The following is a 26,095-nucleotide window of genomic DNA, read 5'->3' on the forward strand; positions in this document are numbered from 1 at the left end:
CTTAGCTCAATGGATGGATAGGAAATTTTTCAATATCGTATCGCCCCGCGGGGTCAGGATGGATTCCGGATGGAACTGCACCCCGTAAACAGGCCGCGTTTTATGCCGCACGGCCATGATCTCGCCGTTCTCATCGCGCGCGGTCACGGCAAGGCAGTCCGGCAGGGTGTCCGGCTCGGCCACCAGCGAGTGGTAGCGCGCGACCGTCTCCTGCCTTTCCAGCCCGCGGAACAGCGGATCGTCCGGATCGAGCGTGACCGTGCTCTGCTTGCCGTGCATCAGCCGTTTCGCATGCACGATGCGCGCGCCGAACACCTCGCAGACCGCCTGATGCCCGAGGCACACGCCGAGAATGGGGATGCGGCCGCCCAGGCGCCGGATCACGTCCTCGCAGACGCCCGCGTCCTTCGGATAGCCTGGGCCGGGCGACAGGAGGATGTGCGAGGGCTGCATCTGCTCGACCGCGCCGGCCGTTACCGTGTCGTTGCGCACCACCCGAATATCCGGCCGGATCGCCGCGGCCTGCTGGTACAGGTTGTAGGAAAAGGAATCGTAATTGTCGATCAGGAGTATCATCAGCCGTCCACCTCCGATGCGCGTTCGATCGCGTTCATCACCGCGCGCGCCTTGTTCGCGCTTTCCAGATATTCGTTATGCGGCACGGAATCCGCCACGATGCCGCCGCCCGCCTGCACGGTGACCATGCCGTCCTTCTTCGCCGCCATGCGGATGGCGATGCAGGTGTCCATATTGCCCGCCAGGTCCAGATAGCCGAGCGCGCCGCCGTATACGCCGCGCGGCGCGCGCTCCAGCTCCTCAATGATCTCGCACGCGCGTATTTTGGGCGCGCCGGACAGCGTACCCGCGGGCAGCACCGCCTCGATCGCGTCGAGCGCGTCGCAGCCGTCCGCGAGATCGCCCTCGACCTGCGAGCAGATGTGCATGATCTTGGAATAGCGGTGGATCATCTGATAGGCGGTCACCTCCACCGAGCCGATCCGCGACACCCGCCCCAGGTCGTTGCGTCCCAAATCGACCAGCATATTATGCTCGGAAAGCTCCTTTTCGTCCGCCAGCAGCTCGCGTTCGAGCGCCTTGTCCTCGACCGGCGTCGCGCCGCGCGGGCGGGAGCCGGCGACCGGAAAGGTGGTCAGCCGCCCGTCCTGCAGGCGCACCAGCGTTTCGGGCGAGGAGCACATGATCTCGTCTCCGTCGATGGACAGGAACACCATGTAGGGCGAGGGGTTGGTTGTGCGCAGCACACGGTAGGCCGGAAGCAGGCTGCCCGCATAGGGGCTGGTGAACTGCCGCGACTGCACTGCCTGGAAAATATCGCCGTTATAAATGTATTCCCGCGTTTTGCGGACGACCGCCGCGTACTGTTCCTCGGTCATGCTGCAGGAGAAGCGGGGCGCTTCCGCGGCCTGCAGCGGCGGGAGCGGGCTCTGGTCGTTCACCAGCGCGGCCATGCTTTCCAGCTCGGCGCAGGCTTTGCCGTAATTCTCCATCACGCTGTCCGTGCGCATGTTGACAATCAGCACGAGCTTTTGCCGCAGATGGTCGTAGGCGATCACCTTGTCGAACAGCAGCAGGTCGAAGTCCTCCCACGCGCCGCGCCGGATGCGCAGCTTGGGTTCGGCGTAGCCCAGCATCGCGTAAGCGAAGTAGCCCACGAACCCGCCGGTGAACGGCGGCAGTCCCTCGATGCGGGGCGCGCGGTACTTGCCCAGCAGCTCCCGCAGCACATCGAGCGGCTTTGCGGTCTGTACGGTGCGGTTTTCCGCGCCCTCGATCGTGACCACGCCGTTTTTACACCGTGCGCGCAGCACCGGATCATAGCCGAGGAAGGAGTAGCGCGCCCATTTTTCGCCGCCCTCCACGCTTTCCAGCAGGAAAAACCGCCTGGACCGCGCCTGCAGCCGCCGCAGCAATGCAATCGGCGTGACCATATCCGCGTAGATTTCACGGCAGACCGGAATGGTCGCATACCGCTCCGCCAGTTTTACGATTGCGTCACAGTTTGGTGTTATCATATTTACCGCCCTCCGTTTGAAAACGATCGGGGCATCGGGGCAACAAAAAAAGCCTTTGCCCTCACGATGCCGTCCTGCATCATGGGACAAAAGCCGAAACTTCTGCGGTGCCACCCAAATTGGCGTAAAAAACGCCCGCTCAGCAGCGCGCCAACACGCGCCCTCCCCTGGTAACGGCGGGATGCCCGTCAGCCATACTCTCCGGCGCGCCGGATTTGGGGCTGCCCTCACAAGTCCATTCGGAAACGGCCTTCGCTGCCGCCCTCGCACCAACGGGCGGCTCTCTGGGAGCGCGGTCTCGCTCTTACTTACTCTTGCTCTGCGGTTTTGCCTTGTTCTGGTACACAGTATATGCTTTCTATAATAATTTGTCAAGCATTTTCTCTTTATTTTTTATTACTATAAAAACAGACAGGCCGCTGCACGGCAGCCTGTCCATTTTGTCCGCTACTCGTCATCCTTCGGCCGCGCTTTTTTCCTTTTGCGCACCGCTTCGGTGAGCAGGTACTCAATCTGGCCGTTGACCGAACGGAACTCATCCTCCGCCCATCGGGCCAGCTCGTCGTACAGCGAGGCGGACAGCCGCAGCGGCACCTGCTTTTTTGCTTTTTCCTTGTCCGCCATGGCCGCGCCCCCTTCCATTGGCCGCCCTCCGCAGAGGCGCCAACCGCATTTCTTTTTCTATTTTAATAGATTGAGCCCGAATTGACAACCGGCTGCGCGTCTTTTCCCGCGCACAGCACGACCATCAGGTTGGAAACCATCTGCGCCTTGCGCTCGTCGTCCAGATCCACCACCTGCTTGGCGCTCAGCTCTTCCAGCGCCATTTCGACCATGCCGACCGCGCCCTCGACAATCATCTTGCGCGCGTCCACAACCGCGCTCGCCTGCTGGCGCTGCAGCATGGCCGCCGCGATCTCGGGCGCATAGGCCAGCGTCGTGATGCGCGCCTCTTCGATCCGCAGACCCGCGCACGCTACGCGTCCCTGAATCTCCTCCGCCAGTACGGCGGCGATCTCCTGCGCGGACCCGCGCAGGCTCTTTTCGTCCCCTCCCTCGGATACGTCGTAGGGATACAGACGCACCGTATTGCGCAGCGCCGCGTCCGACTGGATGGATAGGAACTCCTGGTAGTTATCCACCGCGAACACCGCCTTTGCCGTATCCTCAATATGCCAGATGACCGCGATGCCGATGACGATCGGGTTGCCGAGCAGATCATTGATCTTCTGTTTGTCATTGTTGAGCGTCATGGTCTTGAGCGAAAGCTTTTTGCTCATGCTCGCCGCCTTGACAATCTTACCACTCGAAGTATTTTCTTTCTTGGAAAGATCATCGAGCGCTTTCTCGCTGGCGCTTTCTACCGTCGGATTGACCGAGCTGCAGAACGGATTGACAAAAAAGATGCCCTCGCCCTTGAGCGTACCGATGTACTTGCCGAACAGCGTCAGTACGAGCGCCTCGTTCGGCCGCAGCACCTTGATGCCGCACGCCAGCAGCCAACTCGGCACCGCCAGGTATACGATGCCCACAGCCAGCATAGCAGCCGCCATGCCGCCCATTTCATCCAGCTTGACCGCGCCCAGTACGATCAGCGCGACCGCTGCGATGCATAGCAGGATGTCCAGCAGCAAAATCCCCAGTCCATTGGGCGCGCGCAGCGTTTTTTCCTCGTAAAAAACATTCTTTTCATTCATGCTCTATCCCTCACAATGATATTAATTTGATATCACTATAATACACCCCCTTTTTCCCTTTGTCAACTGCTTTTGTCTCAGCCGTTTAATACTTTTATTTAGTGTAGCGCTTTGCAGAACCGGTGCTTATTGCGTTATGTCTATCAGATTGCCTATCAGGGAATCCATACAAGCTTCTAAGCGTTCCGTATCAACGGCTATTAAATGATCGGTCCCAGTCCATATGATAAATTTTGTTTTTCCTCCATATCTTGACGGCAGGAGCAGCACATCGGCCCCTGCTGTATCGGTACTGTGACTTCTGATTTGTATTACCGCGTCCAAGTTGTCCGGAGCCTCTCTGATACTCCATATTTTTTCCTGAAGGTAGTTGAGTTGATCGTTTCGACCAGGGATTCTACTGTATCAGGATCGCTGATTTTAAATGCCGGCACACCAGAGACAGAGATACCCAAGTAATCATATCCAGAAGGAACCTGATATTCGACAGGCCGCAATAGCCAATGTCCGGAAAAGATCAAAGCCAAAATTACTAAACCTGTGATAATTTTTGTCCGCATAACAGCACCCTCCCGTAAAATTAAGAATGTCAGATTGTCAAAAATGTCGATTTTTATTACATCCTATTCTATCATTTTTCGTCATTATTTCCACTAAATTCTTAAAAAACACTCTCTCCCTTGCGCGTGCCGATGTGCTTGCCAAACGGCGGCTGTGCATGCGCCGCGCACGGCCATTGGCAATCTCCCCCATTCCAGCATAGATTGCAGGGAAAGGTGGTTTTTCTATGGTAATTCATGTCGTACAGCCCGGCGATTCGCTTTACCGCATCGCGCAGATGCACGGCGTGCCGCTCCCGTTCCTCATCCAGCAGAACGAGCTGCGCGAACCCGCGCGGCTGACGCCCGGACAGACGATCGTGGTGCCGCAGCCCGCCGAAACCTATCTGGTCAAGCGCGGGGATACGCTCGGCAATATTGCGGCGCAGCACGGCACGACCGTTCTGTCCCTCTGGCAGAACAACCCGCAGCTCGGCGGCACGGACCGCATCTATCCCGGCCAGATGCTCGTGCTTTCCTATCCGACGCCCAAGCTCGGCGCTTTTGCGGTCAATGGATATGCGTATCCGAATATCGACCCGCGCGTACTGCGCAAGACCCTGCCCTATCTGACGTACTTATCCGTTTTTTCCTACGGCTTTGACCGTACCGGCCGCATCCTCCCGCAGAACGTCGACCTGCTGATCCGCATGGCGCGGCAATATCAGGTCAAGCCGCTGCTGGTTCTGACCACGCTCGGCGAGGATGGACAGTTTTCCGGCGAACGGGCGCACCTGGTGCTGCAAAATCCGTCCACGCGCGCGGCGCTGATCGAAAACCTTGTTCAGACCCTGGAAAACCAGGGGTATGCCGGCGTGGACATTGATTTTGAGTACATCCCGCCCGAGGACGCGGAAAGCTATGCCGCTTTCATCCGTGAGGTGCGCGCGCGGCTGGAGCCGCTCGGCAAGATCGTCATGGTCGCGCTCGCCCCCAAAACCTCGGCTGGGCAGCGCGGGCTTCTGTACGAGGCGCACGATTACCAAATGCTTGGCGAGGCGGCGGACTATGTGCTGCTGATGACCTATGAATGGGGCTACGCCCTTTCCGAACCTATGGCGGTCGCCCCCATCAACAAGGTGGAGCAGGTCGTCCGGTTCGCCACCTCGGTCATTCCGCCCGAGAAAATCTTTATGGGTATTCCAAATTATGGTTACGACTGAATGCAGCCATAAGGTTATATATAAGGGAACGCCGCCTTTCCGGACAGCGTTCTGTGTTTCTCAAAGCAGGACAGGCTTTCTTTCCAGCTTAAAATATGCGCGCAGGTTGCGCGTTCCCATTGACACCAGTGCATTTTCTTCGTATCATTTGATATAAGGAAGCTTGTCCTGCAGCCAGGCGATCAAATGGGGCGCGGCACCGTGGCATCGTGATTCCGGCGGGTGCCGGCTGGGTGGATTGGAAATCCATAGAGCCTATATGATGAAAGGAGAAAACCAAATGAAACAGCGCAATAAACTTCTTTCCCTGTTGCTGGCCGCCGCATTGTGCATCGGTCCGATGTGCGGGACCGTAGGCGCGGCCTCCCTGGAGCAGCCCAACCCGCACACAGGGCTGGCGGCGGCGGAAAATCCGCAGGCGGAGCCGATTCAGACATCCCAGGAGGGGACTTCCAGCACCGCCAGAATGGCGGTCGGTCTGAACGGCGCCAGCGGCAAGTGGTCCGAGTTTGACCAGTCCGTATACGACCTGGTGACGGATCACGACCAGATAACCGGAGCGGGATTTGTCTGGCCCTCCAAAGGGAAAATTTTGGTGCTTGAGGCTGCCAGCAACACCTTCTACCTCATCCACCGGTACGATGGATTCACCATCCCCGCCGGTGTTGTTGTGGACCTCTACAGATACAGCACCATATATGACAGTTATGCGATGCAGGCGCACTTCGACACGACGGACGGCAAGCCCTACACCATCAGCAACTACACCACGAACCTCGGCGCGCCTGCCACCCATGACAGCAGGCGGGGGACTGCCTGGCGCACTTTCACGCCCAACGTCCCCGCTGAAAACTACAGCAACAGCTACCGCGATGTCGACTCCTCTGCCTGGTATTACGACGCCGTCATGACCTTGACCGAAGGCGGCATGTTCAACGGCTATGGGGACGGGACGTTTGGCCCTGACGACCCGATGACGCGGGCTCAGGTCATGACGATTGTGGGCCGGCTCCATAACCATGACCTTTCCAGCTATTATACCGATACCGGCACCGCCTCCCGAGGCTTTGCCGCTTCTGTCCTGGGGGATGCGATAAGTTACGGCTCGTTTGTCTACCCAACGACCTATGAGCTTTCGCTGCTCCTGCGGGAGACGGATTATGTCCCCGGTTTGATATTGGACATCTCCACCTACGACCCTGAAAAAAAGGACTATGTAAAAGGCCTGGCTCCCGGCTACGATCCGGACTGGGCATGGGTTCGGATGCAGCAGTGCATCTATGACAACTGGCTTGCCTCCGACAGCAAAAATGTCTCCTACCGCTATACCATCGAGGAATTTCCGGACAGCGACGCCATTCATCAGTGGAGCAGCGCGAACGTCAAGCTGATGCGGGAGACGCTCTACAAGAGCAGCAGCATCCGCGATTCCGAGATCCCCGGCTCATGCGAGGCGTACATTCTGCGCGCCTGGAATCTGGGGATGTTCACCGGCGTGGACAGCGCGGGGAGCTTTAATGCGGACGCCCCCCTCACCCGCGCTCAGTTCTGCCAGGTGCTGTACAACATGGGCTGGACCTACTACGGCTGCCTGGACTACAATTCGATCACGACTTCAGGCTGGGCTTGGAAACGGTAACCGCCGGCAGGCCGGTACCCGAATGTTTTGCATGAAAGGGAGAGACGCCGCGAACGCGGCGTCTCTCCCTTTTACCAGAATACAGCCGTGGCTGCCGTGAAAGGTCATCCATACCTGCCGCCTGCATCACGTCCCCCAGCTTGTCCTTTCCCGAGCAAGCGGGCGGCGCACCGAAAAAACCGCCCGCCATGCCGCCGCGGAGGGCGCAGCCTTAATCGCGCTTTTCAGCCTCCAGCTTTTCCCGCAACTCATTTTTATACAATACCCCGCCTGCAATATCGAGCATGCGCTGCACCCGCTTTTGTATTTCCTCCGGCGGCGCTGCGCGGTAGCAGTCGTCCGCAATATGTACGGTTGCATGGTCAAAGTGGTATGTCCTGACGATTGCCACGGCGACGCCCCCTTCCGTCGCTCTATCCTATGCCGCAGGGGGCTTGTCCCTTGCCTGTCCGCGTCAGCTTTTCCCTACCGTCGTTTTGATTGCAATCGCTGTTCTTTTATGCTATGGTATGGATAGCACCAGGCGGAATCTAAAACCGGACGCATGCGCCGGCTCCGCCGGCATTGCCGCTCCCAAAATGCCGGCGAATTACCCGCCGGAGCAGACGAAAATTTTTCCGCTGTATATTTTTTGCCGCGGCTTCAAACGCCTTGAAGCCGCAGCATATCCTTTCATCAGACGGACTTCGTTTTCCCATCATTTTGCGGCAAGCGATTTCCGCATATACCGTCGGCCGCCGTCGGCGGCCGCGCCGTTCCATTTCCCGTGAGCAGCCGTTCCAAACGGTTCAAATAAAAAGGAGGTATCCCCATGCGAATCAAACAAAAACTTCTGGCGTCTTTTACCGCTGCGGCCTTGTGCCTGTCCCTGCTCCCCTGTGCCGGCGCCGCATATGAGGAGTATCTGCCCCATGTGACCGGTTTTGAGGAAACCGAAACCCTGATCGGCGGCAGCACCTACCAATTTGCGGTTATCAATATTGACCGCACCGATACCAGAGACACGCCTGATGGCTTCGCTTCTTTCATTTCCGTTGGCGATCCGGAATACGCTGCCGCAAACGATCTCCACACTACTGCAAAGTCGATCGACGCTGCCAATCAGAGATTTGCGGACAGCTACGCGCTCCTTGCCGATGCCGCCGCGCCCGGCGATCAGATATCCTTCCCTGTCTGGGAGTTCGTCGCCGATTGGGAGCTGTCGCGGCCGGAACGCTTCGGCGGCATCGTCGCGCAAAACGATTCCGGCTACCGCATCCATGTCACGGTGGAGGACGAACTGCAAGTTCCGGACGATATTTCGTTCACCTACTATAAATCCTGGTCGGGCGCTGCCGGCTGGACAACTGACTTTGGAAGCGGCTACGAGATCGGCGATTATCTTTTAAAACTCGATTTCGGTGATTACTGTGTCTGGTTCAGCAGTAGGATCGCAAACACGAATCAGTCGCTTGTCTTTGACGGCACGGCGGACCGCACTTTTACCGGCGACGTATCCGGCGCGGAGATCAGCTTCCGCCGCGTCCAGTATGACAGGATCAGCGCGGACGGAAAGACCCTCTATCTGGATGTAACGCAGTGTACCCCGTCGTCTTCCGATCCGGTCGTGACCGAGCCGGAAGAGCAGCCCTCCTCCTGGGCGCAGGAAGAAGTCAGCGCGGCGCGGCAGGAAGGGCTTATTCCGGCAGAACTGGACAGCAGCTTCGAATCCAATATCACACGCGCGGAATTTTGCCACCTTGCCGCCGCCCTGATGGAATCCAAAACCGGAAAAACGCTGGACGCCATCCTTGCGGATTCCGGCGCCGCCCCGCTCTCTTTCAGCGATACCACGGATGAAAAGGTCAGGGCCATGAGCGCGCTCGGCGTGGTCAACGGCGTGGGCAATAACCGCTTTGATCCGGACGCGGATATCACGCGCGAGGAAGCGGCCGTCATGCTTTGGCGTCTGGCCCAGCAGCTTGACAGCGGCGTTCAGCCCAACAGCGCACAGCTTACCTTCGCGGATCAAAGCAGGATCTCCTCGTGGGCGCAGGACGCGGTTTCCGCCGTATCCGCCTGCGAGACCGACGGAAACAAGATCATGAACGGAACGGGAAACAATCTGTTCTCCCCGCAGGAGACCTATACCAGAGAGCAGTCCATCGTGACCATGCTCCGGCTCCACAACTATATTGCATAAGCCGTCAGAAAAAGAAAGGCTCTGGATAACGCCCAGAGCCTTTCCCCTTTCAAGGAGGTCTTCTCATGTCCTCTGAATACTGCATCTATCTCCGCAAATCCCGCGCCGATCTGGAAGCGGAAGCGCGCGGCGAGGGCGATGTGCTTGTCACGCACAGGAAAACCCTGCTGGACTTCGCCGACCGGCAGGGATATCCCATCGGCAGCATCTACGAGGAGATCGTGTCCGGCGATACGATCTCGGAGCGGCCGCAAATGCGCCGCCTGCTGTCCGAGGTGGAGCGCGGCCGCTGGCGCGGCGTCCTCGTTATGGAAATCGAACGTCTTGCGCGCGGCGACAGCATCGATCAGGGTACCGTTACCCGTGCCTTTAAGTATTCCGGCACGTTTATCATCACACCAAACAAGACGTTTGACCCCAACAACTATTACGACGAGGAGCATCTTGAATTTGACCTGTTCATGTCCCGCCGCGAGTATAAAATGATAAACCGCCGCCTGCAGGCCGGCCGCATCGCCGCCGCCCGCGACGGGCGCTGGCTGGGCGGCAAAGCGCCGTTTGGATATGACAGCATCAAACTGCGCGGGGAAAAAGGCTATACCCTTACGCCAAACGCAGACGCCGAAACCGTGCGCGCGGTATTTTCGCTCTATGCGGGCGATCCCAGCATGGGAACCGTGCGTTTATGCGCCAGGCTGAACGGGTTGGGTTATCGCTCCGCCACCGGCAAGGCGTTCAACGTTGGCATCGTTAAGGATATCCTGCAAAATCCGGTTTATGCCGGTTTCGTCACCTGGGGCCGGCGCCGCACCGTGAAAACAATCGTCAACGGCCAGCTCGCCTGCAGCTGTCCCCGAAAAAAAGACTATCCGGTTTTTAAGGGGAAGCATGAACCGCTCATCTCGGAGGAGCTCTGGAACGCGGTTCAGGCAAAGCTGCAGGCGCGATCGTTCCATCCCGTTCCCCAATCCAAGGAGCTGCAAAATCCATTGTCCGGCCTGCTGATCTGCGGAAAGTGCGGCCATAAAATGCAGGCGCGTCCGCAGGCGGGAGGGCGCTATCTGTTTTGCCACCATTATTGCGGCATGGTTTCCTCGCGCATGGAGGAGGTGGAGACCGCCCTGCTCTCCGCGTTGCGGCAATGGCTCGCGGCATACAGCGTTTCCAGCAAAGCCTTATCCGACACCGCGCAGGAACGGCAGGCTCTTGAAAACGCGCTGCAAAGCCTGAACAGCGAGATCGCCGCTATTGAAGCGCAGCGCGACCGCGCCTTTGAGCTTGTGGAAACCGGCGTATACACGCCCGAACGGTTCCGCGAACGCCAGAGCATCCTCGCCGAGCGCCGCGGCCGTGCCATTGCCTCCGCGTCTGAAACAAGGCAGGCGCTCGACCGCCTGCTTCGTGAGGAGCGGTTCCGGCAAACATTCCTTCCCCGTGTTTCGGCCGTCGTCCAGGCCTATGAATCCACAGGCTGCGCGCAGGACAAAAACGACATGCTGCGCTCTATCGCCCCTAAAATCGTATACAGCAAAACAACCTCCACCCGCAGCCCCTCTGGGAGCGACCTGGTATTGACGATCTATCCCATCATTCCTGATCGCCGCAGCTGACAACATTCTGGTTACGACTGGCCTCTCCCCTATATAAAAGGGCAGACGCGCGCACGGAGCCTCGGCAATGTGCAGGCGGTCGAGCAGGCGATCCAGGTCGGCGCGCCCATCCAGTTCGACGAAACCGCCCAGTCGCCGCATTATAATTACTGGCGCGACCGCGCCGAGCACGAGGTCTGGTTCGAGGACGCCCGTTCGATCCGCACCAAGCTTGCTCTGGCCGGCGAATACCAGCTGCACGGCATCAGCATCTGGAATATCATGCGGTACTTTCCCCAGCTTTGGCTGGTGCTCAACAACCTCTATGAGATCGAAAAACTCCCATAAAATACGGGAAATCCGGCCGGAAAATTCCTTTTCCGGCCGGATTCTGCTGTATATATCCGCTGGCGGCAGCTATTTCCATTGCAAAACGGTTACAAAACGCGCTATACTTTGCCCCAGAGAGTAAAACACTCCAGTTTACTCTACGAAAACCAAGGAGGTATCCAAATATGCAGTTCAAGAAAATCGTACCGTTGGCGTTAGCGCTGACCATTTCGACCACCGCCGCGGCCGGCGCGGCCAATCTCGATATGAGCAAATTCTACAACCCCACCGTATTCGCTTCCCAGTCCCAGCGCCAGCTGCTCCAGCGGCTGTGCGACCGCTTTGATATTTCGTTCTGCGGCCAGCAGATCAACTGTCCGGTCGTAAAGCCTGACAACAAACCGGAGCAGACGCCGGACGAAACGCCCGACCAGACGCCGGACGAAACGCCGGATCAGACGCCGGAGGATACGCCGGACGAAGAGCTTCCCGACCAGACCCCCGACCAGACGCCGGACGACGAGCCGGAGAACCAGCCGGACGACCAGCCCGGCCAGCTTCCGGACAACAACCGTCCCGAGGGTACGCCGGACAATGATACCGAGCAGACGCCGGACGGCGATACCGGCTCCTCCCAGGGCAGCTTCGCCTCCCAGGTCGTTGCGCTGGTGAATGCAGAACGCGCCAAGGAAGGCCTGTCCCCCCTGACGATCGACGCCCGCGTGCAGCAGGCGGCGCAGGTGCGCGCACAGGAATCCGCGCAGTCCTTCTCGCACACCCGTCCCAACGGCTCCTCTTTTTCGACTGCGCTGACCGAGGCCGGCGTTTCCTACCGCGGCGCGGGTGAAAACATCGCCTACGGCCAGAGTACGCCGCAGGCAGTCGTCACCGCGTGGATGAACTCGTCCGGACACCGCGCGAATATCATGAGCAAGAACTTCACCACCATCGGCGTCGGCTACTCCGTGGTAGGCGGCACGCCGTACTGGGCGCAGTTGTTTACCTATTAATTGCATTTTTGCGCTTCCGGCCCCGCCGGATGAAAAAACAGGCCGCAAGCCGCGGCCTGTTTTGCTTTCCCCTCTGGGTCAGGCGGAAAGCGGATATTCGGTATCGTTGATAACCACCGCCTGCACGTCCGCAAGATCAAAGGTCCGCGCAAGCACATACACGGCGGCTTCGTAGTCAAAGCCCGCGTCCGCGCCAAAGCCGAGCGCATACAGGGTGCGGTCGATATGGTTTGCCTGATCGGTGATAACTACCGCAGAGCCGTCCCGCATCTTCACCGCAATGTATTCCACCGCGTCCACGATGCTATCCCCCGTCTGTTGCGAGGTGATGCGCAGGCCGATCTGGGACAGCGTGACGGCCCCGTCCGCGCTCGTGCAGCTGGGCATCCGCTGGAATTCCGGCAGGGAGACCTCCAGCGCGACCAGGCCGATGCTTGCGCCGTTGGAAACCACCTGTTCCCTGCCCAGTTCCTGCATGGCAAGGCGCAGGGGCGTACCCGCCGTGTAGTCGCCGCTGGGGATGAAGGCGCCTTCCAGATAGTAATCGTTTTCGGTCGAACGGCTCTTATCCAGGTAGAAGCGGCTGCCGCAGAAGCCATATTCGCCGTACATCACGCTGAAGTTGTACTGTCCATCCTGCACAGCGCAGCATTCGGACAGGGTGCTCCAAACCAAATCGGGCTGGTTTTGATACTCCGGCATCAGCTCGATCATGGCGAACGGCATCACCCCGTCGCCCGCCTTATTCTGCAGGTGCAGGCTGACGATGCCCACGCCCGCGCTCTCGTCAAACAGAACCGATTCCACCGACAGGCGGTATCGGTCGTTCTCATCCGTCAGCGTACCTGGCTCGGGGGCGGCGACATAGTCCGTAAGGGGCGCGTCCGCGCCGTTGGGGAAAAACAGCGGAAAGCCGCCGCTGACACCCGCCGCAAACGCTGTGCCGCCGATGCACAGCGCGGCGGCAAGGCCGATCGATACCACGCGCTTCCACGGGAAACGCCGCGTCCGGCGCGGACGCTCGGGCAGGTCATCCAGCGCCGCGCGGACGCGCTGGTCAAACTGCGGGGTCATCTGGGGAAAATCATTCGGGTGCATCATGCAAAACACGCTCCTTCCAAATCCTTACGGAGCAGCTCGCGCGCGGTCCGCAGCCTGCTTTTGACCGTACCCTCCGGCACGCCGAGCAGGCCGGCGATTTCGCGCGTTTTGAAGCCCTCCAGATAAAACAGCACCACCGGCAGGCGGTATTTTTCATCCAGCGACAGCAAAGCTTCATACAGGTCGCTGTGGTCGTCCGCCGCCGGTGCGGGGATGCGCTCGGCCTGCTCCTGCTCATAGGGCGCGAGCCGCTGCCGCAGGCGCAGGATCGCGCGGCATTCATTAATCAGGATGCGCGTCAACCAGGTTTTGAAATATTTCGGCCGTCGCAGCGTATCCAGCTGCTCCCACGCGCGCAGGATGGCCTGCTGCGCCGCGTCCGCGCAGTCCTGCTCGCTGCGGAGCATGGCCTTTGCGACACGGTACAGCGCCGGCTCCGCTTCCAGCACCGCGGCGGTGAATTCTGCTTTGTCCATCATAGGCGGGTCGTTCCTTTCCGAAAGCGTTTGGCGGCCGCCTCAACCTGCTTTCGCTTAATTAGATGGAACAGGCGGGGCTTTGGTTCGGCCTTTCAAAAATTTTTCTTCCCCCGCCCTTTTCCGGACACGAAAAGCGGCGGAGCATATGCTCCGCCGCTTGCTATACCGGATGGAAGAGCCGCAGACTCAATCGCTGACCAGCGGGGTGGACAGATACCGGTCGCCCGTATCGGGCAGGAGCGCGACAATGGTCTTGCCCGCGTTCTCCGGCCGCTTGGAAAGCTCGACCGCCGCCCACAGCGCCGCGCCGGACGAAATACCGACGAACAGACCCTCGCTGTGCGTGAACACCCGCGCGGTCGCGAACGCGTCCTCGCCCTTGACGCGCATGACCTCGTCATACACCTTGGTATCCAGCACCTGCGGCACAAAGCCCGCGCCAATGCCCTGTATCTTATGCGGGCCGCCCTTTCCAGTGGACAGGACCGGGGATTCATCCGGCTCCACCGCCACAACCTTGACGTTCGGGTCCTGCTCCTTGAGGTACTGGCCGACGCCGGTGACCGTGCCGCCCGTGCCGACGCCCGCGACAAAGATATCCACCTTGCCGCCCGACTGGCTCCAGACCTCCGGTCCCGTACTCGCGCGGTGCGCCGCCGGGTTGGCCGCGTTGACAAACTGGCCGGGAATAAAGCTGTTCGGGATGGTCTTTGCCAGCTCGTCCGCGCGCGCAATCGCGCCGGACATGCCCTTCGCCCCCTCGGTCAGCACCAGCTCCGCGCCGTATGCCTTCAGCATATTGCGGCGCTCGACGCTCATGGTCTCCGGCATGGTGAGGATGATCCGGTAGCCGCGCGCCGCCGCGACCGCCGCCAGGCCGATGCCGGTGTTGCCGCTCGTCGGCTCGATGATGGTCGCGCCGGGCTTTAACGCGCCGCTCGCCTCCGCGTCGTCGATCATCGCGTTGGCGATGCGGTCCTTGACCGAGCCCGCGGGATTGAAATACTCCAGCTTTGCCAGGATCTCGGCGCCCGCGCCGGACTTCTGCGCAAATTTATCCGCCGCGTACAGCGGGGTGTTGCCGATCAGCTCGGCAAAGCTTCTTTTGATATCAGACATGGTGAATTACCGCCTTTCCGTTATATGAATGTTTATCGAACCATGGCCTGTCTGCGTTACAGGCCGCCGGTACATCGTTTCCCGCGCGGAAGCATCATGGAATGCCGCCTCCTTATTTCCACTATTCATAGGTGTTTTATATGAATTAGGATACAGGGGATTTCCCCATTTGTCAAGTAGTATTTGCAAAAAATCAGAAAAAGCCGCGCCGCTGCAGACTGGCAATAAAAAAATCTCCCCGAAGGGAGATTTTTTTATCAAACCGCCAGCAGGCCGAGATCGATCTTCCACTGGATCACGCGGATCGCGGATTCCCGTATCCGGTCGGCGCTGATCGTACCGTTCTGCACTGCCGCCAGCACCGCGTTATACTGGGTGATGAAATCCGAGGAAACCAGCATATCGTTGCCCGCCTGCACCGCCAGCACCGCCGCGTCCGCGCCGCCCGTATAATCCGTGATCGCCTCCATGATCAGGTCGTCGGTCATGACCACGCCGTCAAAGCCCAGCTCGTCCCGCAGCACCTGATGCACCGCGGGGGAGAGCGAGGCGGGCAGCTCGGCGTCCATGCAGGTCACGATATTATGGCTGACCAGGACCGACTGCGCGCCCGCGTCGATCCCCGCTCGGAACGGCAGGAAATCGCTTTCCCGAAACGATTCGAGGGGCCGCTCGTCGATGGCGATGCCGGTATGCGTGTCCACATTATTGCCATAGCCCGGGAAATGCTTGAGCACCATGCCGGTCCGGTCGGACAGCATCTGTGCGACGACCGTGCGGACGTATTCGCTGGTCTGCGCCGCGTCCCTGCCGAATGCGCGGGCGTTGATGAAGTCCGCGGGGTCGGTGGATACATCGCACACAGGCGCAAAGTTGACGTTCACGCCGATTGAGGCGAGCAGCTCGTCCTTTTCCTTGGCGTCGCTTGTGATCAGCGCAAAGCCGCCCTCGTTATACAGCGCCTGCGGCGACCAGAACCTGACCGCACGGAAATTAGGGTTGGAGCTGATGCGGACGACCGTTCCGCCCTCCTCGTCCACGCCGATCAGCATGGGGGTCGCCGCCGCGTCCTGATAGGATTGGATGACCGCGGCCACGCTCTCCCGAGTCTGCCCCTCAAAGTCGCGGCCGAACAGGATATAGCCGCCGATATCGTACTGACCGGCGAGCGCCGCCGCGTCGGTCTCCGGACAGCGCGCAAAGAACATCTGCGCGATCTGGGATTCAAGCGGCAGGTTGTTGACATAATGCTCGGCCGCGGAGATATCCTCTTCCGCAACGCCCGCCGCCGTTTCCACGCTGTCTTCCGCCGCTTCGCCGCCGCTTCCTGTCTCGGCCTGCGCAGGCGCTTCCGGCGGCGCCGTATCCGCCGGCGTATCCCCCTTGCACGCCGCCAGCCCGCACAGGCACAGCACGGCGAGCAACAGGGAAAGACATTTCTTTTTCATTTTTCCACCTCCTGCATATTGTTACTATTATACCGGAAAAAACCGCCGTTGCAAAGCCCATTCCGTTTATGGTAAGATAGGGAAGCGAAAGGGGGGCTTTGCCCATGCACACCATCGGACGCTTTGCGCCCAGCCCGAGCGGGCGCATGCACCTGGGGAACGTGCTGTGCGCGCTGCTGGCATGGCTGAGCGCGCGGCGTCAAAACGGGCGCTATCTGCTGCGCATTGAGGATCTGGACGCAATGCGCTGCCCGCGCCGCTATGCAGACCTGATCCTGGACGACCTGCGCTGGCTCGGTTTGGATTGGGACGGCGAGGTCCCCTATCAATCCGAGCGCGCCGCTGTTTACGAAACATACGAGGCTGTGCTGCGCGGCAAGGGGCTGCTCTACCCCTGCTTCTGCTCGCGCGCCGCGCTGCACGCCGCCAGCGCCCCGCACCTTTCCGACGGGCGCGTGGTCTATGCCGGCACCTGCCGCGGGCTGACGGCTGAACAGGCTGCGGAAAAGCGGAAAACACGCGCCCCGGCAACGCGGGTGCGCGTGCCGGACGAAACCGTTTCGTTCACGGACGGGGTGTTCGGCGCATACAGCGAAAACCTCGCGCGGGAGTGCGGGGACTTCATCATCCGCCGGTCGGACGGGGTGTTCGCCTACCAGCTTGCGGTCGTTGTGGACGACGCGCTCTCGGGCGTGACCGAGGTAGTGCGCGGGGCCGACCTGCTCTCCTCCACGCCGCGCCAGATCTGGCTGCACCGGCTGTTCGGCTTTTCGCCGCCCGCGTTCTTCCACATCCCGCTGCTCTGCGACCATGACGGGCGCAGGCTGAGCAAGCGGGACGAGGACCTTGACCTCGGCCGGCTGCGCCAGCGGTTCTCCCCCGAACAGGTCGTCGGTGCGCTGGCTTATGCCGCCGGCCTGACCGAACGGCCGGAGCCGGCCGCCGCGCACGAGCTGATCCCCCTCTTTTCCTGGGCGCGTATCCCCCGGCACGACCTGTTTCTGCCCGACCTGTTCCGTTGACACGATAAAACGCCCATCCGGCACTGCCGGATGGGCGTTTCCTTACTTTTTCGTCTCACAGTGGCAGCTTCCGCCGCTGCATTTGCCACAGCCGCCCGAACAGCCGGAGCAGCCGCCGGATTGAAATTGGCGGTAAACGCTGCGCGCCGCGAAGAATATGGCGGCGGCAACGAGCGCGCCGACCACAAGGTTAGAAACGATAGATAACATACTCACGCTTCCTTTCCAGGGAGCCGCGCGGCGTTACGCCTGCACGCTCATTTTGCGAAGCCCCTCGGCGCCGTCGGCCTCGGCCGGCTTGCGGACCAGCAGGTAGATCATCAGCGCCAGGACGATAACCGCCGCGACAGTACCCACGCCGAACGAAAGCTCGCCCGTGAGCAGACCGCCGAACTGGTAAACCATCAGGGAAACCGCATACGCAAACACCATCATATAACCGATCGCAAAGCAGGTCCACCTGGCGTTGTTCATCTCACGCTTGATTGCGCCCATCGCCGCGAAGCACGGCGCGCAAAGCAGGTTGAAGCACATGAACGAATACGCGCTGACCGCGGTGAAGGAAGCCTGCAGGTTGGCCCAGATTTCCACGCCATCCTCCGCGACCTCGGCAAAGCCATAGGTCTGTCCGAAGGTGGCGACGACGTTCTCCTTGGCGATCCAGCCGGTGACGGTTGCCACCACGTTCTGCCAGCTTGCCCAGCCGAGCGGCGCAAAGATCGGTGCAAGCGCGTTGCCGATGCCGGCCAGGATGCAGTTGTCGATATTCTCAACCGCGCCGAACGCGCCGTTCTCCCAGCCATAGCTCTGGAGGAACCAGAGGACGATGGTAGACAGCAGGATGATCGTACCGGCCTTTTTAATGAACGACCAGCCGCGCTCCCACATCGAGCGGAGCACATTGACCAGGGTGGGCGTATGGTAGGCAGGCAGCTCCATGACAAACGGCGCCGGTTCGCCCGCAAACATCCTGAACTTTTTGAGCATGATGCCCGAAATAATGATGGCCAGCACGCCGATCACATAGGCGGAGAACGCAACCCAGCCCGCGTTGTCGAACAGCGCGCCCGCGATCAGCGCGATGATCGGCAGCTTCGCGCCGCAGGGTACGAACGTAGTCGTCATGATCGTCATGCGCCGGTCGCGCTCCTGCTCGATCGTGCGCGACGCCATGACGCCGGGTACGCCGCAGCCCGTGCCGATCAGCATGGGGATAAAGGACTTGCCCGAAAGGCCGAACTTGCGGAAAATACGGTCCATGATGAACGCGACGCGCGCCATATAGCCGCAGTCCTCCAGCAACGCCAGGAAGATGAACAGCACCAGAATCTGCGGGACAAAGCCCAGCACCGCGCCGACGCCGGCAACAATGCCATCCATAATCAGGCTGTACAGCCAGTCAGCGATGCCAAGGCCGCCCAGCGCGCCTTCCAGCAGCACCGGAATGCCAGGCACCCAAATGCCATAGTTCGCCGGATCCGGCTCCTCGGCCGCCATCGCGGTTTCAAACATACCGAAATCAACCGCTTCCTCGGTGACCGTGCCGGTCTCCTCGTCCTCAAACGCCGCGGTGCCTACGATATCGGCCGCGGAAGCGTCCGCAGCCAGCGCGGCGGTTGCGTTCGCAAGCACGTCGGCGTCAGGCTCCTCGGCCTCCAACTGCTCGGTAATGGCCGAAACATCCACGCCGCCCTCTTCCGCGGCCGCCAGCCATGCGTCGCGGTAAGCGGTCTGCGTTTCGTATTCCGCTCCGGCTTCCTCATACGCGCCCGCGCCATAGCCGGCCAGATGCCAGCCGTCGCCGAACACGCCGTCGTTGGCCCAGTCGGTCAGGATGGTGCCGACCGTGGTCACCGATACATAATACACAATGAACATGACCAGCGCAAAAATCGGCAGCGCCAGGATACGGTTGGTCACGATATGGTCGATCTTGTCCGACACGGTCATGCCGGTCTTTTTCTTTTTGACGCAGGCCTTGACAATGCCGCCGATATACTGGTAGCGCGCATCCGTAATGATGGATTCCGCGTCGTCGTCCAGCTCCTCCTCAACGGCGCTGATGATGGCTTCCAGCTTTGCCTGCGTATCCGCGCTGAACTGGAAACGGGCCATCACCTTCTGATCGCGCTCGAACAGCTTGACCGCATACCAGCGGCGCTGGCTTTCCTCGGTCACGCCCGCAATCATGTCCGTGATCTGCTGCAGCGCCTTTTCGATGTTCTCCGGAAATTCATGCTGGGGCGGGAGCTTGCCGGCGGCCACCGCCTTCTTCGCGGCCTCCACCAGTTCCTTGGTCCCCTTGCCCTTGACCGCCGCGGTTTCCACAACCGGCACGCCCAGCAAGCCGGACAGCTTCTTCACGTCGATCACATCGCCGCGCTTCTCCACAATGTCCATCATGTTCAGGGCCACGACGACCGGAATGCCCATTTCGAGCAGCTGGGTGGTTAAGTACAGGTTGCGCTCGATGTTGGACGCATCCACCAGATCCATGATGGCATCCGGCTTTTCCCCCACCAGATAGTCGCGCGCGACCACTTCCTCCAGCGTATACGGCGAAAGCGAGTAAATACCCGGCAGGTCGGTGATGCGGATCTCCTTGTCCGCTTTCCAACGGCCCTCTTTCTTTTCCACGGTAACGCCCGGCCAGTTGCCGACATACTGCGTCGCGCCGGTCAGGTCGTTGAACATCGTGGTCTTGCCGCAGTTCGGGTTGCCGGCAAGCGCCAAACGAATAGACATGTTGTTTCCCCTTTCTTTCAATTAGCTTTTGCTAACCTATGTGCAAAAATTTTTAATCGACCAGTACCTTTTCCGCATCCGCCTTGCGCAGCGAAAGCTCGTAGCCGCGCACCGTGACTTCGATCGGATCGCCCAGCGGCGCCACCTTGCGGACATATACCTCAGCCCCGCGCGTCAGGCCCATATCCATGATGCGGCGGCGGGTCGCGCCCTCGCCCTCGATCTTACGCACGGTAACGGTTGCGCCGCACGGCGTGGTTCTCAGATTGCCCATTGTTTTTCCCCCTTCAGACATAGATACGAGACGCCATCTGCTGCGAAATCGCAACGCGGACGTCTTTTACGGATACGATCAGGTTGCCCTGCAAAGAAGAGACGACCATCACCTTCGCCCCCTCGACAAAGCCGAGGTTCTGCAGGAACCGGCGCGTCTGATCCCGACCGTGGATCTGTTTTACCGTGGTTTCCACACCGGCGTCTATCATCGTAAGCGGCATAATAGTAATCCTCTCCTTTTCTTTGTTAGTAGGAGCTAACCCAAACCCTGTAAAGCAGGGGTTAGTTCTTTCTAACCCCTTAACCGTGTTAAGTTTACCATCGCTAACTTTATTTGTCAAGCAGACCGGAACAGGTTTGTCAATTCTCACCAAGAACAGCAGGGTTTGCGGCAGCTAATTTGTATAGCGCTTCCCTTCCTGCCAGTCGGGCAGGAGGAAGCCCGCGGCCGTTGTTCCGGACAGCCGCGGGCTCATGTTATGTTGGGCATACCGGGCAGTATACCCTGGGGTTTCCCCCGGGACAAGAAAGGATATTTGTATCATAACCACCGCCGTCGCGGCGGGTATGACCTGATCTGTCGATCAAAACACAGTTTTGATCGAAGGAACGCGCCGCGCAGAGCGCGGATGCGTCCAATGCTTCGAAAAGTTCCGCAGCGCAAAACTTTTCTCCGCTCTTGTATCAAAACGCACACACATGCCGCGCGTTTTGATGAAAAATTACAGTATATCGTAATTTTTCTATCGAATGCGCGCTGCGCACGGGGCGCGGCGCGGGATATTGGTTTAGTAAGCGGCGAAGCCCTTGCCGAACTCCCTGCACTTGGCCAGCCCGTCTTCGTCGGGCGTCTCGTTGATCATCAGGCCTTCGTCCGTGTAAATATTGGCGTTTGCATCGTTGGTGCGCTGCACCCAGTCGCGCATCCACTGTCCGTCGCCCCAGCCGTAGGAGCCGAACAGCGCGACCTTGCGGCCTGCGAGCCTGCTCTCCAGCTCGGTGAAGAACGGATCGAACTCCGCTTCCTCGAGTACCTCCGCGCCCATTGCCGGACAGCCCAGCGCGATCTTATCGTATCCTGCCGCAGCGCCGGCGTTGGTATCCGCCACGTTCAACAGATCGCATTCCATGCCGCCCTCGCGGATTCCCTCCGCGATCGCGGTCGCCATTTGCTCGGTATTGCCGGTCTGGCTCCAATAAATTACTGCAGCTTTGCTCATTTCTGTCAAATCCTCCTGTTGATTATTTTCAGATGCATTATGAAACGCTTTGCGCCTATGCCGCGGCGAACACCTCGAGCAGCGTTTCCCCCTGCTCGATCCGTTTTGTCACCGCGCGGCACACCCGCGAAAGGCGGTCAAACAACCGCGACGCAGCCTGCGCGTCGCCATATACCTTCCAGTAGCCGCTGAGCTTGCAGCCCCGTCCGGCATTCCGGATAAACCCCACGACATCCTCGATCGGATATCCCAGGAACAGGCCGATTTCATGCGGGAAGGTTTCGGAAAGCGCGATCCTGCGCTTCAACTCCCGCAAGAGGTCCTGCAGCGGCCGGCCGGCTGGGTAGCCGAACGACGCCAGCACATGCTGCACACAAGGCTCCGCCATATGCCGCTCGAGCGCCTGCTTTTGGTAGACCATCAGCAGATACCGCCCGCGGCAGGCGCAGACGATCTCAAAGCACATGCCGCGCGGGGCAAACGCCTCGCGGTAGGTTTTCAGACGCTGCGGCAGATCGGGGTACAGCGCGCGGTCGAACGATACCAGGCTCGCCAGTTTAATCCCCGCCAGCGTCGGCGAGCAATACGCCGCGAGCTGCCGGTCCAGTTGGTTCATCATTTTGTCACGCACCTCCTGCCCTGTATTTTTACCGGATCAGTTTCCTTTATCCGCAGCGTTCCGAACAGCGCGGCCGCGGTTAGCCATACGGCCGCGCAGTCCTAACGGTCTGTTTTGTTCGGATTGATGCGCAAAATACAGAGGAAGCTGTGTATGTATGGTGCGCCGCTCCGTTCCGCGAAAGCGGCGCCGGTCATCGAGTGTATCAGTAAGCCTCGGCTAACCTAAATATAAGTTAGCATACGCTAACCCAAATGTCAAGCACTTTTTTCAAATTTTTCTGGGAATTTTCCGAGGAAGCGATTCTTTATTTTTCTCACCAAAAACCGTATCTTTATTCTGTGCATTTTTCCGACGAGCCTGCAGTAGCCGCAACACAAAGACCGGCCGTATCCGGCCGGTCTGCAACACGATTCCCGTTTCCTATCCGTCAGCGGTATCCCCTGCGGAAAAGGCTCATCCGACGGCGCTGTCCCCCAGCACCTTTACCTGGAAGCGTCTGGTGCGCGGGCCGTCGAACTCACAGAAATACACCCCCTGCCAGGTCCCCAGCAGCAGGCGTCCATCCTCGACCAGCACCAGCTGGCTCGCGCCGACGCAGCTCGACTTCAAATGCGCGGCGGAGTTCCCCTCCGCATGCCGGAACGCGCGCCGGTCGGGAAAGGCTTCGCGCAGCCCCAGCAGCAGGTCGTGCTGCACATCCGGATCGGCGTTTTCATTGATCGTGATGCCGGCGGTCGTGTGCGGACAGTATACGACCGCCGCGCCGCTCCGCACGCCGCTTTCCCGCACGGCTTCGCGCACCTGCGCGGTCACGTCGTACAGGCCCTCCCGCTCGGTATGCAGGGTATATTCCTTTGTTTTCATACCTTACTCGCTCCTATTCTCATGCAGATAAGTAGCTTCCAGATCGGACAGATGCAGCTTGACCGCGAGCGGATACTTTTCGAATGCGTGCGCAAGCGAAAAGCTGCCGCCGCGCACGGAATCGTCAAACCCGCCCATATGCCAGCGGATCGCCATTGCCTCCTCGGTTTTCAGGCGCATGAAGCGCTCGATCAGGTACACCGATTTCTCGCCGTGTCCATAGGGAAACTGGTCGTCGATCGCGTAAACCGGCACCTTTTCCCACTCGCCGCGGTCGTTCTTGCGGTTGCGCAGCTCGGTCTTGTAAAAGCCCGCCTTGCACAGATCATGCAGCAGCGAGGCGATCGTAAAGCTCTCAATATCGTCGCCCGCCGGATCGTAGTGCTTGGAGATCAGCACATTGTATACGTTAAGCGAATGGTCGAGCAGGCCGCCCTCATACGCGGCGTGAAAGCGCGTGGACGCGGGAGCGGTGAAAAAGTCCGTGCTTTCCATCCACGCCAGCAGCTTTTCCGCGCCCGGGCGGTGGATATTCTTGTTATAGGTCTCGATAAACAGTTCTTTGCTCGTCATGTTGTTCCTCCATTCGGGCGCGGGCGAGCGCGAGGAGCGCCTCCCGCGTGTTTGCGGCCTGTTCCTCGATCACCGCGTCGAGCAATGCGCGCAGCATCTCCCCGACCGCCGGACCGGACAGGCCGAGCGTCTTGATGTCGTTTCCATCCACCGCGAGCCGGCGCAGAGAAAAGCAATCCTCCGCCGCCAGCACGCCGTTCAGCCGGTTTTCGATCGCATGCAGCCAGGCGATATCCTCCGGATGCGTCCCCTGTCCGACCGCGTCCCCTTTTTTGATGGCCAGCAGGTCGCGGAACCTGGCCTCCCCGATCTGCGACAGGCGGCGGCGCGCCTGCCGGCCGGTATCGCCCAGCGGGCGGTCGTGCTGTTCGACCAGCAGCAGAATGCGGGCCGTATCCTCGCCCGAAAAACGCAGGCGGCGCAGGATACCGGCCGCGATTTCACGGCTGGCCTTGGGGTGGCCGTAAAAATGGCCGACGCCGTTTTCATCCACGGTTTTGCAGGCGGGCTTGCCGCAGTCGTGCAGCAGCATGGACCAGCGCAGCACAGGTTCTGCCGGCACCTGCCCGACCGCGCGGACACTGTGCTCCCACACATCGTACCGATGGTGCGGGTTTTGCTGGGCGCAGGCGAGCATCGGCCGCAGTTCGGGCAGCGCCGCGGCAAAAATATCGGAAAAGCCCATCAGCGCGCGCTGCGCGAACCGCCCGCACAGCGTGCCGGTCAGCTCCGCGCGCACGCGCTCGGCGGCGATGCATTCCAGCCGCCCCACCTGGCGGCGCATGGCGGCCGCGGTCCGTGGCTCCACCGTAAAGCCGAGCTGGGCGGCAAACCGCACCGCACGCAGGATGCGCAGCGCGTCCTCCCGAAAGCGCGCGTCCGGATCGCCGACCGCGCGCAGGATGCCGTTTTTCAGGTCGTCCTGCCCGCCGAACGGGTCGCACAGCCCGCGCTGCGGATGCCATGCCATTGCGCCGACCGTGAAATCACGCCGCGCCAGATCGGCGCGCACCTCCGGCACGAACCGCACTGTGTCCGGATGCCGCCCGTCCGAATAACCCACATCCGCGCGGAAGGTCGTGATTTCCAGCGGGCCTTCTTCCGTCAGCAGGGTCAGCGTGCCATGCTTCAGGCCGGTTTCCAACACGCGCGCGCCCGCAAACACCACCTGCATCTCCTCCGGCCGCGCGGCGGTACACAAATCCCAATCATGCGGCGGCGCGCCGCGCAGACTGTCGCGCACACAGCCGCCGACCGCCCAGGTTTCAAACCCCGCCGCTTCCAGGCGCATGATCGCGGCGGCAACATGCTCCGGCAGGCGCATCAATGCCCGCCTTTTTTCTGCCGCAGCTTGTAGGAGGTGCCGTCCGGATTGAGGACGACCGTCCGGTCCAGTTGTGCCTTCAGGCTTTTGCGGAAGCCCGCTATATATTCCTCGCGCAGGGCTTTCTGCTCGGCCTTTTCCGCCTCGCTCAGCCCTTCGGCCTTGGCTTTTTTCGCCAGCTCGTTGATGCGCGCGATTTTTTCATCGGTCATTGCCGTATTCCTCCGTAGATTTTTCTATGCCCCTATTATAGCAAAGCGGGCGGGCAAAGTCCACGGAAATCCTTGCGCGGCTATGCCCCGTCGAGCGCCCGCGCGTCCGCCATCAGCAGCAGGCCGCAGCGCAGCCCGAGCAGGAAGCAATCCTCGCCATGCTCTGCGGCCGCGGCAACCGCCTGGTCGCACACCTGACGGAAGCTGCGGTGGAGGACGCGCGGCAGAAGCGCGTCAAATTCATCCTGCGCCTGGCTCAGGGTTTGCCATGCTGGGCCGTCCTTGCTGACGCATACACGCTCGGCAGCGGCCTGTAATTCCTGATAAATGGATTGGTTCACACAAATCACCTCGTTTATATTTTAATTCTTTTCGAATTAAAAATCAATAGCTCATTTTGAATTAAGCTATAATAATTGCCAGGTGGTGATATCAATGTACTTATGCAGGCTGCGGGATTTGCGCGAGGAAGCCGGATTAACGCAAACCGAGCTTTCCACGCAACTGCGTATTGCCCAAACCACATACAGTGGTTACGAACGAGGCTTTCGCGACGTATCTTTAGAAATGCTGTGCCGAATTGCAGACTTCTATCATACCAGTACTGATTTTATTCTTGAGCGTACCAACGATCCCGCGCCGCCGCGCAAACGGTAACTTTTCCGTTTTGGCCAAGCGGGGAAAGCTGCGCCTGCGCGGCGCGGGCGACACATTTATCGAGGTGATCAATATTCCTTACAAGCGTATACGAAATTTACGCGAGGATAACGATTTGAGTCAGCAGCAGGTCGCAAGCTATCTGCATATTTCACAGCGAACTTATAGTTACTATGAAAACGGCGAGCATA

General features: G+C 59.9%; 30 protein-coding genes. 9 read left to right on the forward strand and 21 right to left on the reverse strand.

All coding sequences use genetic code 11. The annotated features are described in order from the left end of the window. Nucleotides 1-6: 6 nt before the first annotated feature. The 5 genes from ACYQ3S_RS09120 to ACYQ3S_RS09140 all read right to left on the reverse strand — a co-directional run bounded on the left by ACYQ3S_RS09120 (nucleotide 7) and on the right by ACYQ3S_RS09140 (nucleotide 4,290). Complete coding sequence (locus tag ACYQ3S_RS09120) at nucleotides 7-576, reverse strand: anthranilate synthase component II (RefSeq protein WP_459688659.1); 570 nt, start codon at nucleotides 574-576, stop codon at nucleotides 7-9. Beyond that, on the reverse strand, nucleotides 576-2,033 hold the full coding sequence (locus tag ACYQ3S_RS09125) for an anthranilate synthase component I family protein (RefSeq protein WP_459688661.1): 1,458 nt from the start codon (nucleotides 2,031-2,033) through the stop codon (nucleotides 576-578). Before ACYQ3S_RS09125 ends, ACYQ3S_RS09120 begins: the two co-directional genes overlap by 1 nt. Before the next feature lie 447 nt (nucleotides 2,034-2,480). Beyond that, complete coding sequence (locus tag ACYQ3S_RS09130; RefSeq protein WP_459688751.1) at nucleotides 2,481-2,657, reverse strand: type II toxin-antitoxin system antitoxin; 177 nt, start codon at nucleotides 2,655-2,657, stop codon at nucleotides 2,481-2,483. 62 nt (nucleotides 2,658-2,719) lie between these two features. Next, a complete protein-coding gene (locus tag ACYQ3S_RS09135) occupies nucleotides 2,720-3,730 on the reverse strand; it encodes an SPFH domain-containing protein (RefSeq protein WP_459688663.1) in 1,011 nt (336 codons plus the stop codon). Between the two features lie 311 nt (nucleotides 3,731-4,041). Continuing rightward, a complete protein-coding gene (locus ACYQ3S_RS09140; RefSeq protein ID WP_459688665.1) occupies nucleotides 4,042-4,290 on the reverse strand; it encodes a hypothetical protein in 249 nt (82 codons plus the stop codon). A gap of 227 nt (nucleotides 4,291-4,517) precedes the next feature. Here ACYQ3S_RS09140 and ACYQ3S_RS09145 point away from each other — a divergent pair, with 227 nt between their 5' ends. Next, complete coding sequence (locus ACYQ3S_RS09145) at nucleotides 4,518-5,492, forward strand: LysM peptidoglycan-binding domain-containing protein (protein WP_459688666.1); 975 nt, start codon at nucleotides 4,518-4,520, stop codon at nucleotides 5,490-5,492. A gap of 280 nt (nucleotides 5,493-5,772) precedes the next feature. Further along, nucleotides 5,773-7,131 carry an S-layer homology domain-containing protein gene (locus tag ACYQ3S_RS09150; RefSeq protein ID WP_459688668.1) on the forward strand — a complete coding sequence of 453 codons (1,359 nt, stop codon included), beginning with the start codon at nucleotides 5,773-5,775 and terminating at the stop codon, nucleotides 7,129-7,131. Between the two features lie 211 nt (nucleotides 7,132-7,342). Here ACYQ3S_RS09150 and ACYQ3S_RS09155 read toward each other — a convergent pair whose 3' ends face one another. Continuing rightward, the gene (locus ACYQ3S_RS09155; RefSeq protein WP_459688669.1) at nucleotides 7,343-7,522 is read right to left on the reverse strand and encodes a hypothetical protein; all 180 of its coding nucleotides are present in this window, start codon (nucleotides 7,520-7,522) and stop codon (nucleotides 7,343-7,345) included. A gap of 420 nt (nucleotides 7,523-7,942) precedes the next feature. Here ACYQ3S_RS09155 and ACYQ3S_RS09160 point away from each other — a divergent pair, with 420 nt between their 5' ends. From ACYQ3S_RS09160 to ACYQ3S_RS09175, 4 genes are all read left to right on the forward strand, one after another. After that, a complete protein-coding gene (locus tag ACYQ3S_RS09160; protein ID WP_459688671.1) occupies nucleotides 7,943-9,313 on the forward strand; it encodes an S-layer homology domain-containing protein in 1,371 nt (456 codons plus the stop codon). A 65-nt stretch (nucleotides 9,314-9,378) separates the two neighbouring features. Then, the gene (locus ACYQ3S_RS09165; RefSeq protein ID WP_459688673.1) at nucleotides 9,379-10,923 is read left to right on the forward strand and encodes a recombinase family protein; all 1,545 of its coding nucleotides are present in this window, start codon (nucleotides 9,379-9,381) and stop codon (nucleotides 10,921-10,923) included. 69 nt (nucleotides 10,924-10,992) lie between these two features. Next, the gene (locus tag ACYQ3S_RS09170) at nucleotides 10,993-11,250 is read left to right on the forward strand and encodes a hypothetical protein (RefSeq protein WP_459688675.1); all 258 of its coding nucleotides are present in this window, start codon (nucleotides 10,993-10,995) and stop codon (nucleotides 11,248-11,250) included. A gap of 167 nt (nucleotides 11,251-11,417) precedes the next feature. Then, nucleotides 11,418-12,242, forward strand: coding sequence for a CAP domain-containing protein (locus ACYQ3S_RS09175; RefSeq protein WP_459688676.1), 825 nt, complete (start codon nucleotides 11,418-11,420; stop codon nucleotides 12,240-12,242). A gap of 78 nt (nucleotides 12,243-12,320) precedes the next feature. Here the strand turns inward: ACYQ3S_RS09175 and ACYQ3S_RS09180 are convergent, their stop codons facing one another. The 4 genes from ACYQ3S_RS09180 to ACYQ3S_RS09195 all read right to left on the reverse strand — a co-directional run bounded on the left by ACYQ3S_RS09180 (nucleotide 12,321) and on the right by ACYQ3S_RS09195 (nucleotide 16,389). After that, complete coding sequence (locus ACYQ3S_RS09180; RefSeq protein ID WP_459688677.1) at nucleotides 12,321-13,343, reverse strand: hypothetical protein; 1,023 nt, start codon at nucleotides 13,341-13,343, stop codon at nucleotides 12,321-12,323. Beyond that, the gene (locus ACYQ3S_RS09185; protein WP_459688678.1) at nucleotides 13,340-13,822 is read right to left on the reverse strand and encodes a sigma-70 family RNA polymerase sigma factor; all 483 of its coding nucleotides are present in this window, start codon (nucleotides 13,820-13,822) and stop codon (nucleotides 13,340-13,342) included. Before ACYQ3S_RS09185 ends, ACYQ3S_RS09180 begins: the two co-directional genes overlap by 4 nt. Before the next feature lie 186 nt (nucleotides 13,823-14,008). Beyond that, nucleotides 14,009-14,941, reverse strand: coding sequence for a cysteine synthase A (gene cysK / locus ACYQ3S_RS09190; RefSeq protein ID WP_459688679.1), 933 nt, complete (start codon nucleotides 14,939-14,941; stop codon nucleotides 14,009-14,011). 257 nt (nucleotides 14,942-15,198) lie between these two features. After that, entirely contained in the window at nucleotides 15,199-16,389 is a 1,191-nt protein-coding gene (locus ACYQ3S_RS09195) for a glycoside hydrolase family 3 N-terminal domain-containing protein (RefSeq protein ID WP_459688681.1), read from the reverse strand. A gap of 104 nt (nucleotides 16,390-16,493) precedes the next feature. Here ACYQ3S_RS09195 and gluQRS point away from each other — a divergent pair, with 104 nt between their 5' ends. Beyond that, on the forward strand, nucleotides 16,494-17,411 hold the full coding sequence (gluQRS, locus tag ACYQ3S_RS09200) for a tRNA glutamyl-Q(34) synthetase GluQRS (RefSeq protein ID WP_459688682.1): 918 nt from the start codon (nucleotides 16,494-16,496) through the stop codon (nucleotides 17,409-17,411). A gap of 42 nt (nucleotides 17,412-17,453) precedes the next feature. Here the strand turns inward: gluQRS and ACYQ3S_RS09205 are convergent, their stop codons facing one another. The 11 genes from ACYQ3S_RS09205 to ACYQ3S_RS09255 all read right to left on the reverse strand — a co-directional run bounded on the left by ACYQ3S_RS09205 (nucleotide 17,454) and on the right by ACYQ3S_RS09255 (nucleotide 25,588). Next, entirely contained in the window at nucleotides 17,454-17,621 is a 168-nt protein-coding gene (locus tag ACYQ3S_RS09205) for a FeoB-associated Cys-rich membrane protein (RefSeq protein WP_459688683.1), read from the reverse strand. A 33-nt stretch (nucleotides 17,622-17,654) separates the two neighbouring features. Next, a complete protein-coding gene (gene feoB, locus ACYQ3S_RS09210; RefSeq protein ID WP_459688684.1) occupies nucleotides 17,655-20,156 on the reverse strand; it encodes a ferrous iron transport protein B in 2,502 nt (833 codons plus the stop codon). A gap of 52 nt (nucleotides 20,157-20,208) precedes the next feature. Then, nucleotides 20,209-20,430: a FeoA family protein gene (locus ACYQ3S_RS09215; protein ID WP_054327742.1), complete on the reverse strand. Its 222-nt coding sequence runs from the start codon at nucleotides 20,428-20,430 to the stop codon at nucleotides 20,209-20,211. Between the two features lie 13 nt (nucleotides 20,431-20,443). Next, complete coding sequence (locus ACYQ3S_RS09220; RefSeq protein ID WP_459688687.1) at nucleotides 20,444-20,653, reverse strand: FeoA family protein; 210 nt, start codon at nucleotides 20,651-20,653, stop codon at nucleotides 20,444-20,446. A gap of 567 nt (nucleotides 20,654-21,220) precedes the next feature. Continuing rightward, complete coding sequence (locus ACYQ3S_RS09225) at nucleotides 21,221-21,652, reverse strand: flavodoxin (protein WP_459688688.1); 432 nt, start codon at nucleotides 21,650-21,652, stop codon at nucleotides 21,221-21,223. A 55-nt stretch (nucleotides 21,653-21,707) separates the two neighbouring features. Further along, the gene (locus tag ACYQ3S_RS09230) at nucleotides 21,708-22,271 is read right to left on the reverse strand and encodes a DUF3793 family protein (RefSeq protein ID WP_459688690.1); all 564 of its coding nucleotides are present in this window, start codon (nucleotides 22,269-22,271) and stop codon (nucleotides 21,708-21,710) included. A 456-nt stretch (nucleotides 22,272-22,727) separates the two neighbouring features. Then, on the reverse strand, nucleotides 22,728-23,138 hold the full coding sequence (locus ACYQ3S_RS09235) for a secondary thiamine-phosphate synthase enzyme YjbQ (protein WP_459688692.1): 411 nt from the start codon (nucleotides 23,136-23,138) through the stop codon (nucleotides 22,728-22,730). A 3-nt stretch (nucleotides 23,139-23,141) separates the two neighbouring features. After that, nucleotides 23,142-23,711 carry an HD domain-containing protein gene (locus ACYQ3S_RS09240; protein WP_459688693.1) on the reverse strand — a complete coding sequence of 190 codons (570 nt, stop codon included), beginning with the start codon at nucleotides 23,709-23,711 and terminating at the stop codon, nucleotides 23,142-23,144. After that, entirely contained in the window at nucleotides 23,677-25,035 is a 1,359-nt protein-coding gene (locus tag ACYQ3S_RS09245) for a CCA tRNA nucleotidyltransferase (RefSeq protein ID WP_459688695.1), read from the reverse strand. The genes ACYQ3S_RS09240 and ACYQ3S_RS09245 overlap by 35 nt, the downstream gene beginning before the upstream one ends. Further along, nucleotides 25,035-25,247, reverse strand: a complete 213-nt coding sequence (locus ACYQ3S_RS09250) for a DUF896 domain-containing protein (RefSeq protein WP_054327735.1) — start codon at nucleotides 25,245-25,247, stop codon at nucleotides 25,035-25,037. The genes ACYQ3S_RS09245 and ACYQ3S_RS09250 overlap by 1 nt, the downstream gene beginning before the upstream one ends. A gap of 80 nt (nucleotides 25,248-25,327) precedes the next feature. Next, nucleotides 25,328-25,588: a hypothetical protein gene (locus tag ACYQ3S_RS09255; RefSeq protein ID WP_459688696.1), complete on the reverse strand. Its 261-nt coding sequence runs from the start codon at nucleotides 25,586-25,588 to the stop codon at nucleotides 25,328-25,330. A 94-nt stretch (nucleotides 25,589-25,682) separates the two neighbouring features. Between ACYQ3S_RS09255 and ACYQ3S_RS09260 the strand changes: the two genes are divergently transcribed. Together ACYQ3S_RS09260 and ACYQ3S_RS09265 are read left to right on the forward strand one after the other, a co-directional pair. Further along, on the forward strand, nucleotides 25,683-25,904 hold the full coding sequence (locus ACYQ3S_RS09260) for a helix-turn-helix domain-containing protein (protein WP_082397252.1): 222 nt from the start codon (nucleotides 25,683-25,685) through the stop codon (nucleotides 25,902-25,904). Further along, nucleotides 25,828-26,095: helix-turn-helix domain-containing protein (locus ACYQ3S_RS09265; RefSeq protein ID WP_459688698.1), on the forward strand; the 268-nt coding region annotated here is incomplete at its 3' end. The genes ACYQ3S_RS09260 and ACYQ3S_RS09265, both read left to right, overlap by 77 nt.

This window comes from Agathobaculum sp. TL06, assembly GCF_054658635.1.

Bases quoted from the DNA above. Each gene is read 5' to 3' on its own strand.
- ACYQ3S_RS09120 (WP_459688659.1), bottom strand. From the start codon at position 576: ATGATACTCCTGATCGACAATTACGATTCCTTTTCCTACAACCTGTAC.
- ACYQ3S_RS09125 (WP_459688661.1), bottom strand. From the start codon at position 2,033: ATGATAACACCAAACTGTGACGCAATCGTAAAACTGGCGGAGCGGTAT.
- ACYQ3S_RS09130 (WP_459688751.1), bottom strand. From the start codon at position 2,657: ATGGCGGACAAGGAAAAAGCAAAAAAGCAGGTGCCGCTGCGGCTGTCC.
- ACYQ3S_RS09135 (WP_459688663.1), bottom strand. From the start codon at position 3,730: ATGAATGAAAAGAATGTTTTTTACGAGGAAAAAACGCTGCGCGCGCCC.
- ACYQ3S_RS09140 (WP_459688665.1), bottom strand. From the start codon at position 4,290: ATGCGGACAAAAATTATCACAGGTTTAGTAATTTTGGCTTTGATCTTT.
- ACYQ3S_RS09145 (WP_459688666.1), top strand. From the start codon at position 4,518: ATGGTAATTCATGTCGTACAGCCCGGCGATTCGCTTTACCGCATCGCG.
- ACYQ3S_RS09150 (WP_459688668.1), top strand. From the start codon at position 5,773: ATGAAACAGCGCAATAAACTTCTTTCCCTGTTGCTGGCCGCCGCATTG.
- ACYQ3S_RS09160 (WP_459688671.1), top strand. From the start codon at position 7,943: ATGCGAATCAAACAAAAACTTCTGGCGTCTTTTACCGCTGCGGCCTTG.
- ACYQ3S_RS09165 (WP_459688673.1), top strand. From the start codon at position 9,379: ATGTCCTCTGAATACTGCATCTATCTCCGCAAATCCCGCGCCGATCTG.
- ACYQ3S_RS09175 (WP_459688676.1), top strand. From the start codon at position 11,418: ATGCAGTTCAAGAAAATCGTACCGTTGGCGTTAGCGCTGACCATTTCG.
- ACYQ3S_RS09180 (WP_459688677.1), bottom strand. From the start codon at position 13,343: ATGATGCACCCGAATGATTTTCCCCAGATGACCCCGCAGTTTGACCAG.
- ACYQ3S_RS09185 (WP_459688678.1), bottom strand. From the start codon at position 13,822: ATGATGGACAAAGCAGAATTCACCGCCGCGGTGCTGGAAGCGGAGCCG.
- cysK (WP_459688679.1), bottom strand. From the start codon at position 14,941: ATGTCTGATATCAAAAGAAGCTTTGCCGAGCTGATCGGCAACACCCCG.
- ACYQ3S_RS09195 (WP_459688681.1), bottom strand. From the start codon at position 16,389: ATGAAAAAGAAATGTCTTTCCCTGTTGCTCGCCGTGCTGTGCCTGTGC.
- gluQRS (WP_459688682.1), top strand. From the start codon at position 16,494: ATGCACACCATCGGACGCTTTGCGCCCAGCCCGAGCGGGCGCATGCAC.
- ACYQ3S_RS09205 (WP_459688683.1), bottom strand. From the start codon at position 17,621: ATGTTATCTATCGTTTCTAACCTTGTGGTCGGCGCGCTCGTTGCCGCC.
- feoB (WP_459688684.1), bottom strand. From the start codon at position 20,156: ATGTCTATTCGTTTGGCGCTTGCCGGCAACCCGAACTGCGGCAAGACC.
- ACYQ3S_RS09215 (WP_054327742.1), bottom strand. From the start codon at position 20,430: ATGGGCAATCTGAGAACCACGCCGTGCGGCGCAACCGTTACCGTGCGT.
- ACYQ3S_RS09220 (WP_459688687.1), bottom strand. From the start codon at position 20,653: ATGCCGCTTACGATGATAGACGCCGGTGTGGAAACCACGGTAAAACAG.
- ACYQ3S_RS09225 (WP_459688688.1), bottom strand. From the start codon at position 21,652: ATGAGCAAAGCTGCAGTAATTTATTGGAGCCAGACCGGCAATACCGAG.
- ACYQ3S_RS09230 (WP_459688690.1), bottom strand. From the start codon at position 22,271: ATGATGAACCAACTGGACCGGCAGCTCGCGGCGTATTGCTCGCCGACG.
- ACYQ3S_RS09235 (WP_459688692.1), bottom strand. From the start codon at position 23,138: ATGAAAACAAAGGAATATACCCTGCATACCGAGCGGGAGGGCCTGTAC.
- ACYQ3S_RS09240 (WP_459688693.1), bottom strand. From the start codon at position 23,711: ATGACGAGCAAAGAACTGTTTATCGAGACCTATAACAAGAATATCCAC.
- ACYQ3S_RS09245 (WP_459688695.1), bottom strand. From the start codon at position 25,035: ATGCGCCTGCCGGAGCATGTTGCCGCCGCGATCATGCGCCTGGAAGCG.
- ACYQ3S_RS09250 (WP_054327735.1), bottom strand. From the start codon at position 25,247: ATGACCGATGAAAAAATCGCGCGCATCAACGAGCTGGCGAAAAAAGCC.
- ACYQ3S_RS09260 (WP_082397252.1), top strand. From the start codon at position 25,683: ATGTACTTATGCAGGCTGCGGGATTTGCGCGAGGAAGCCGGATTAACG.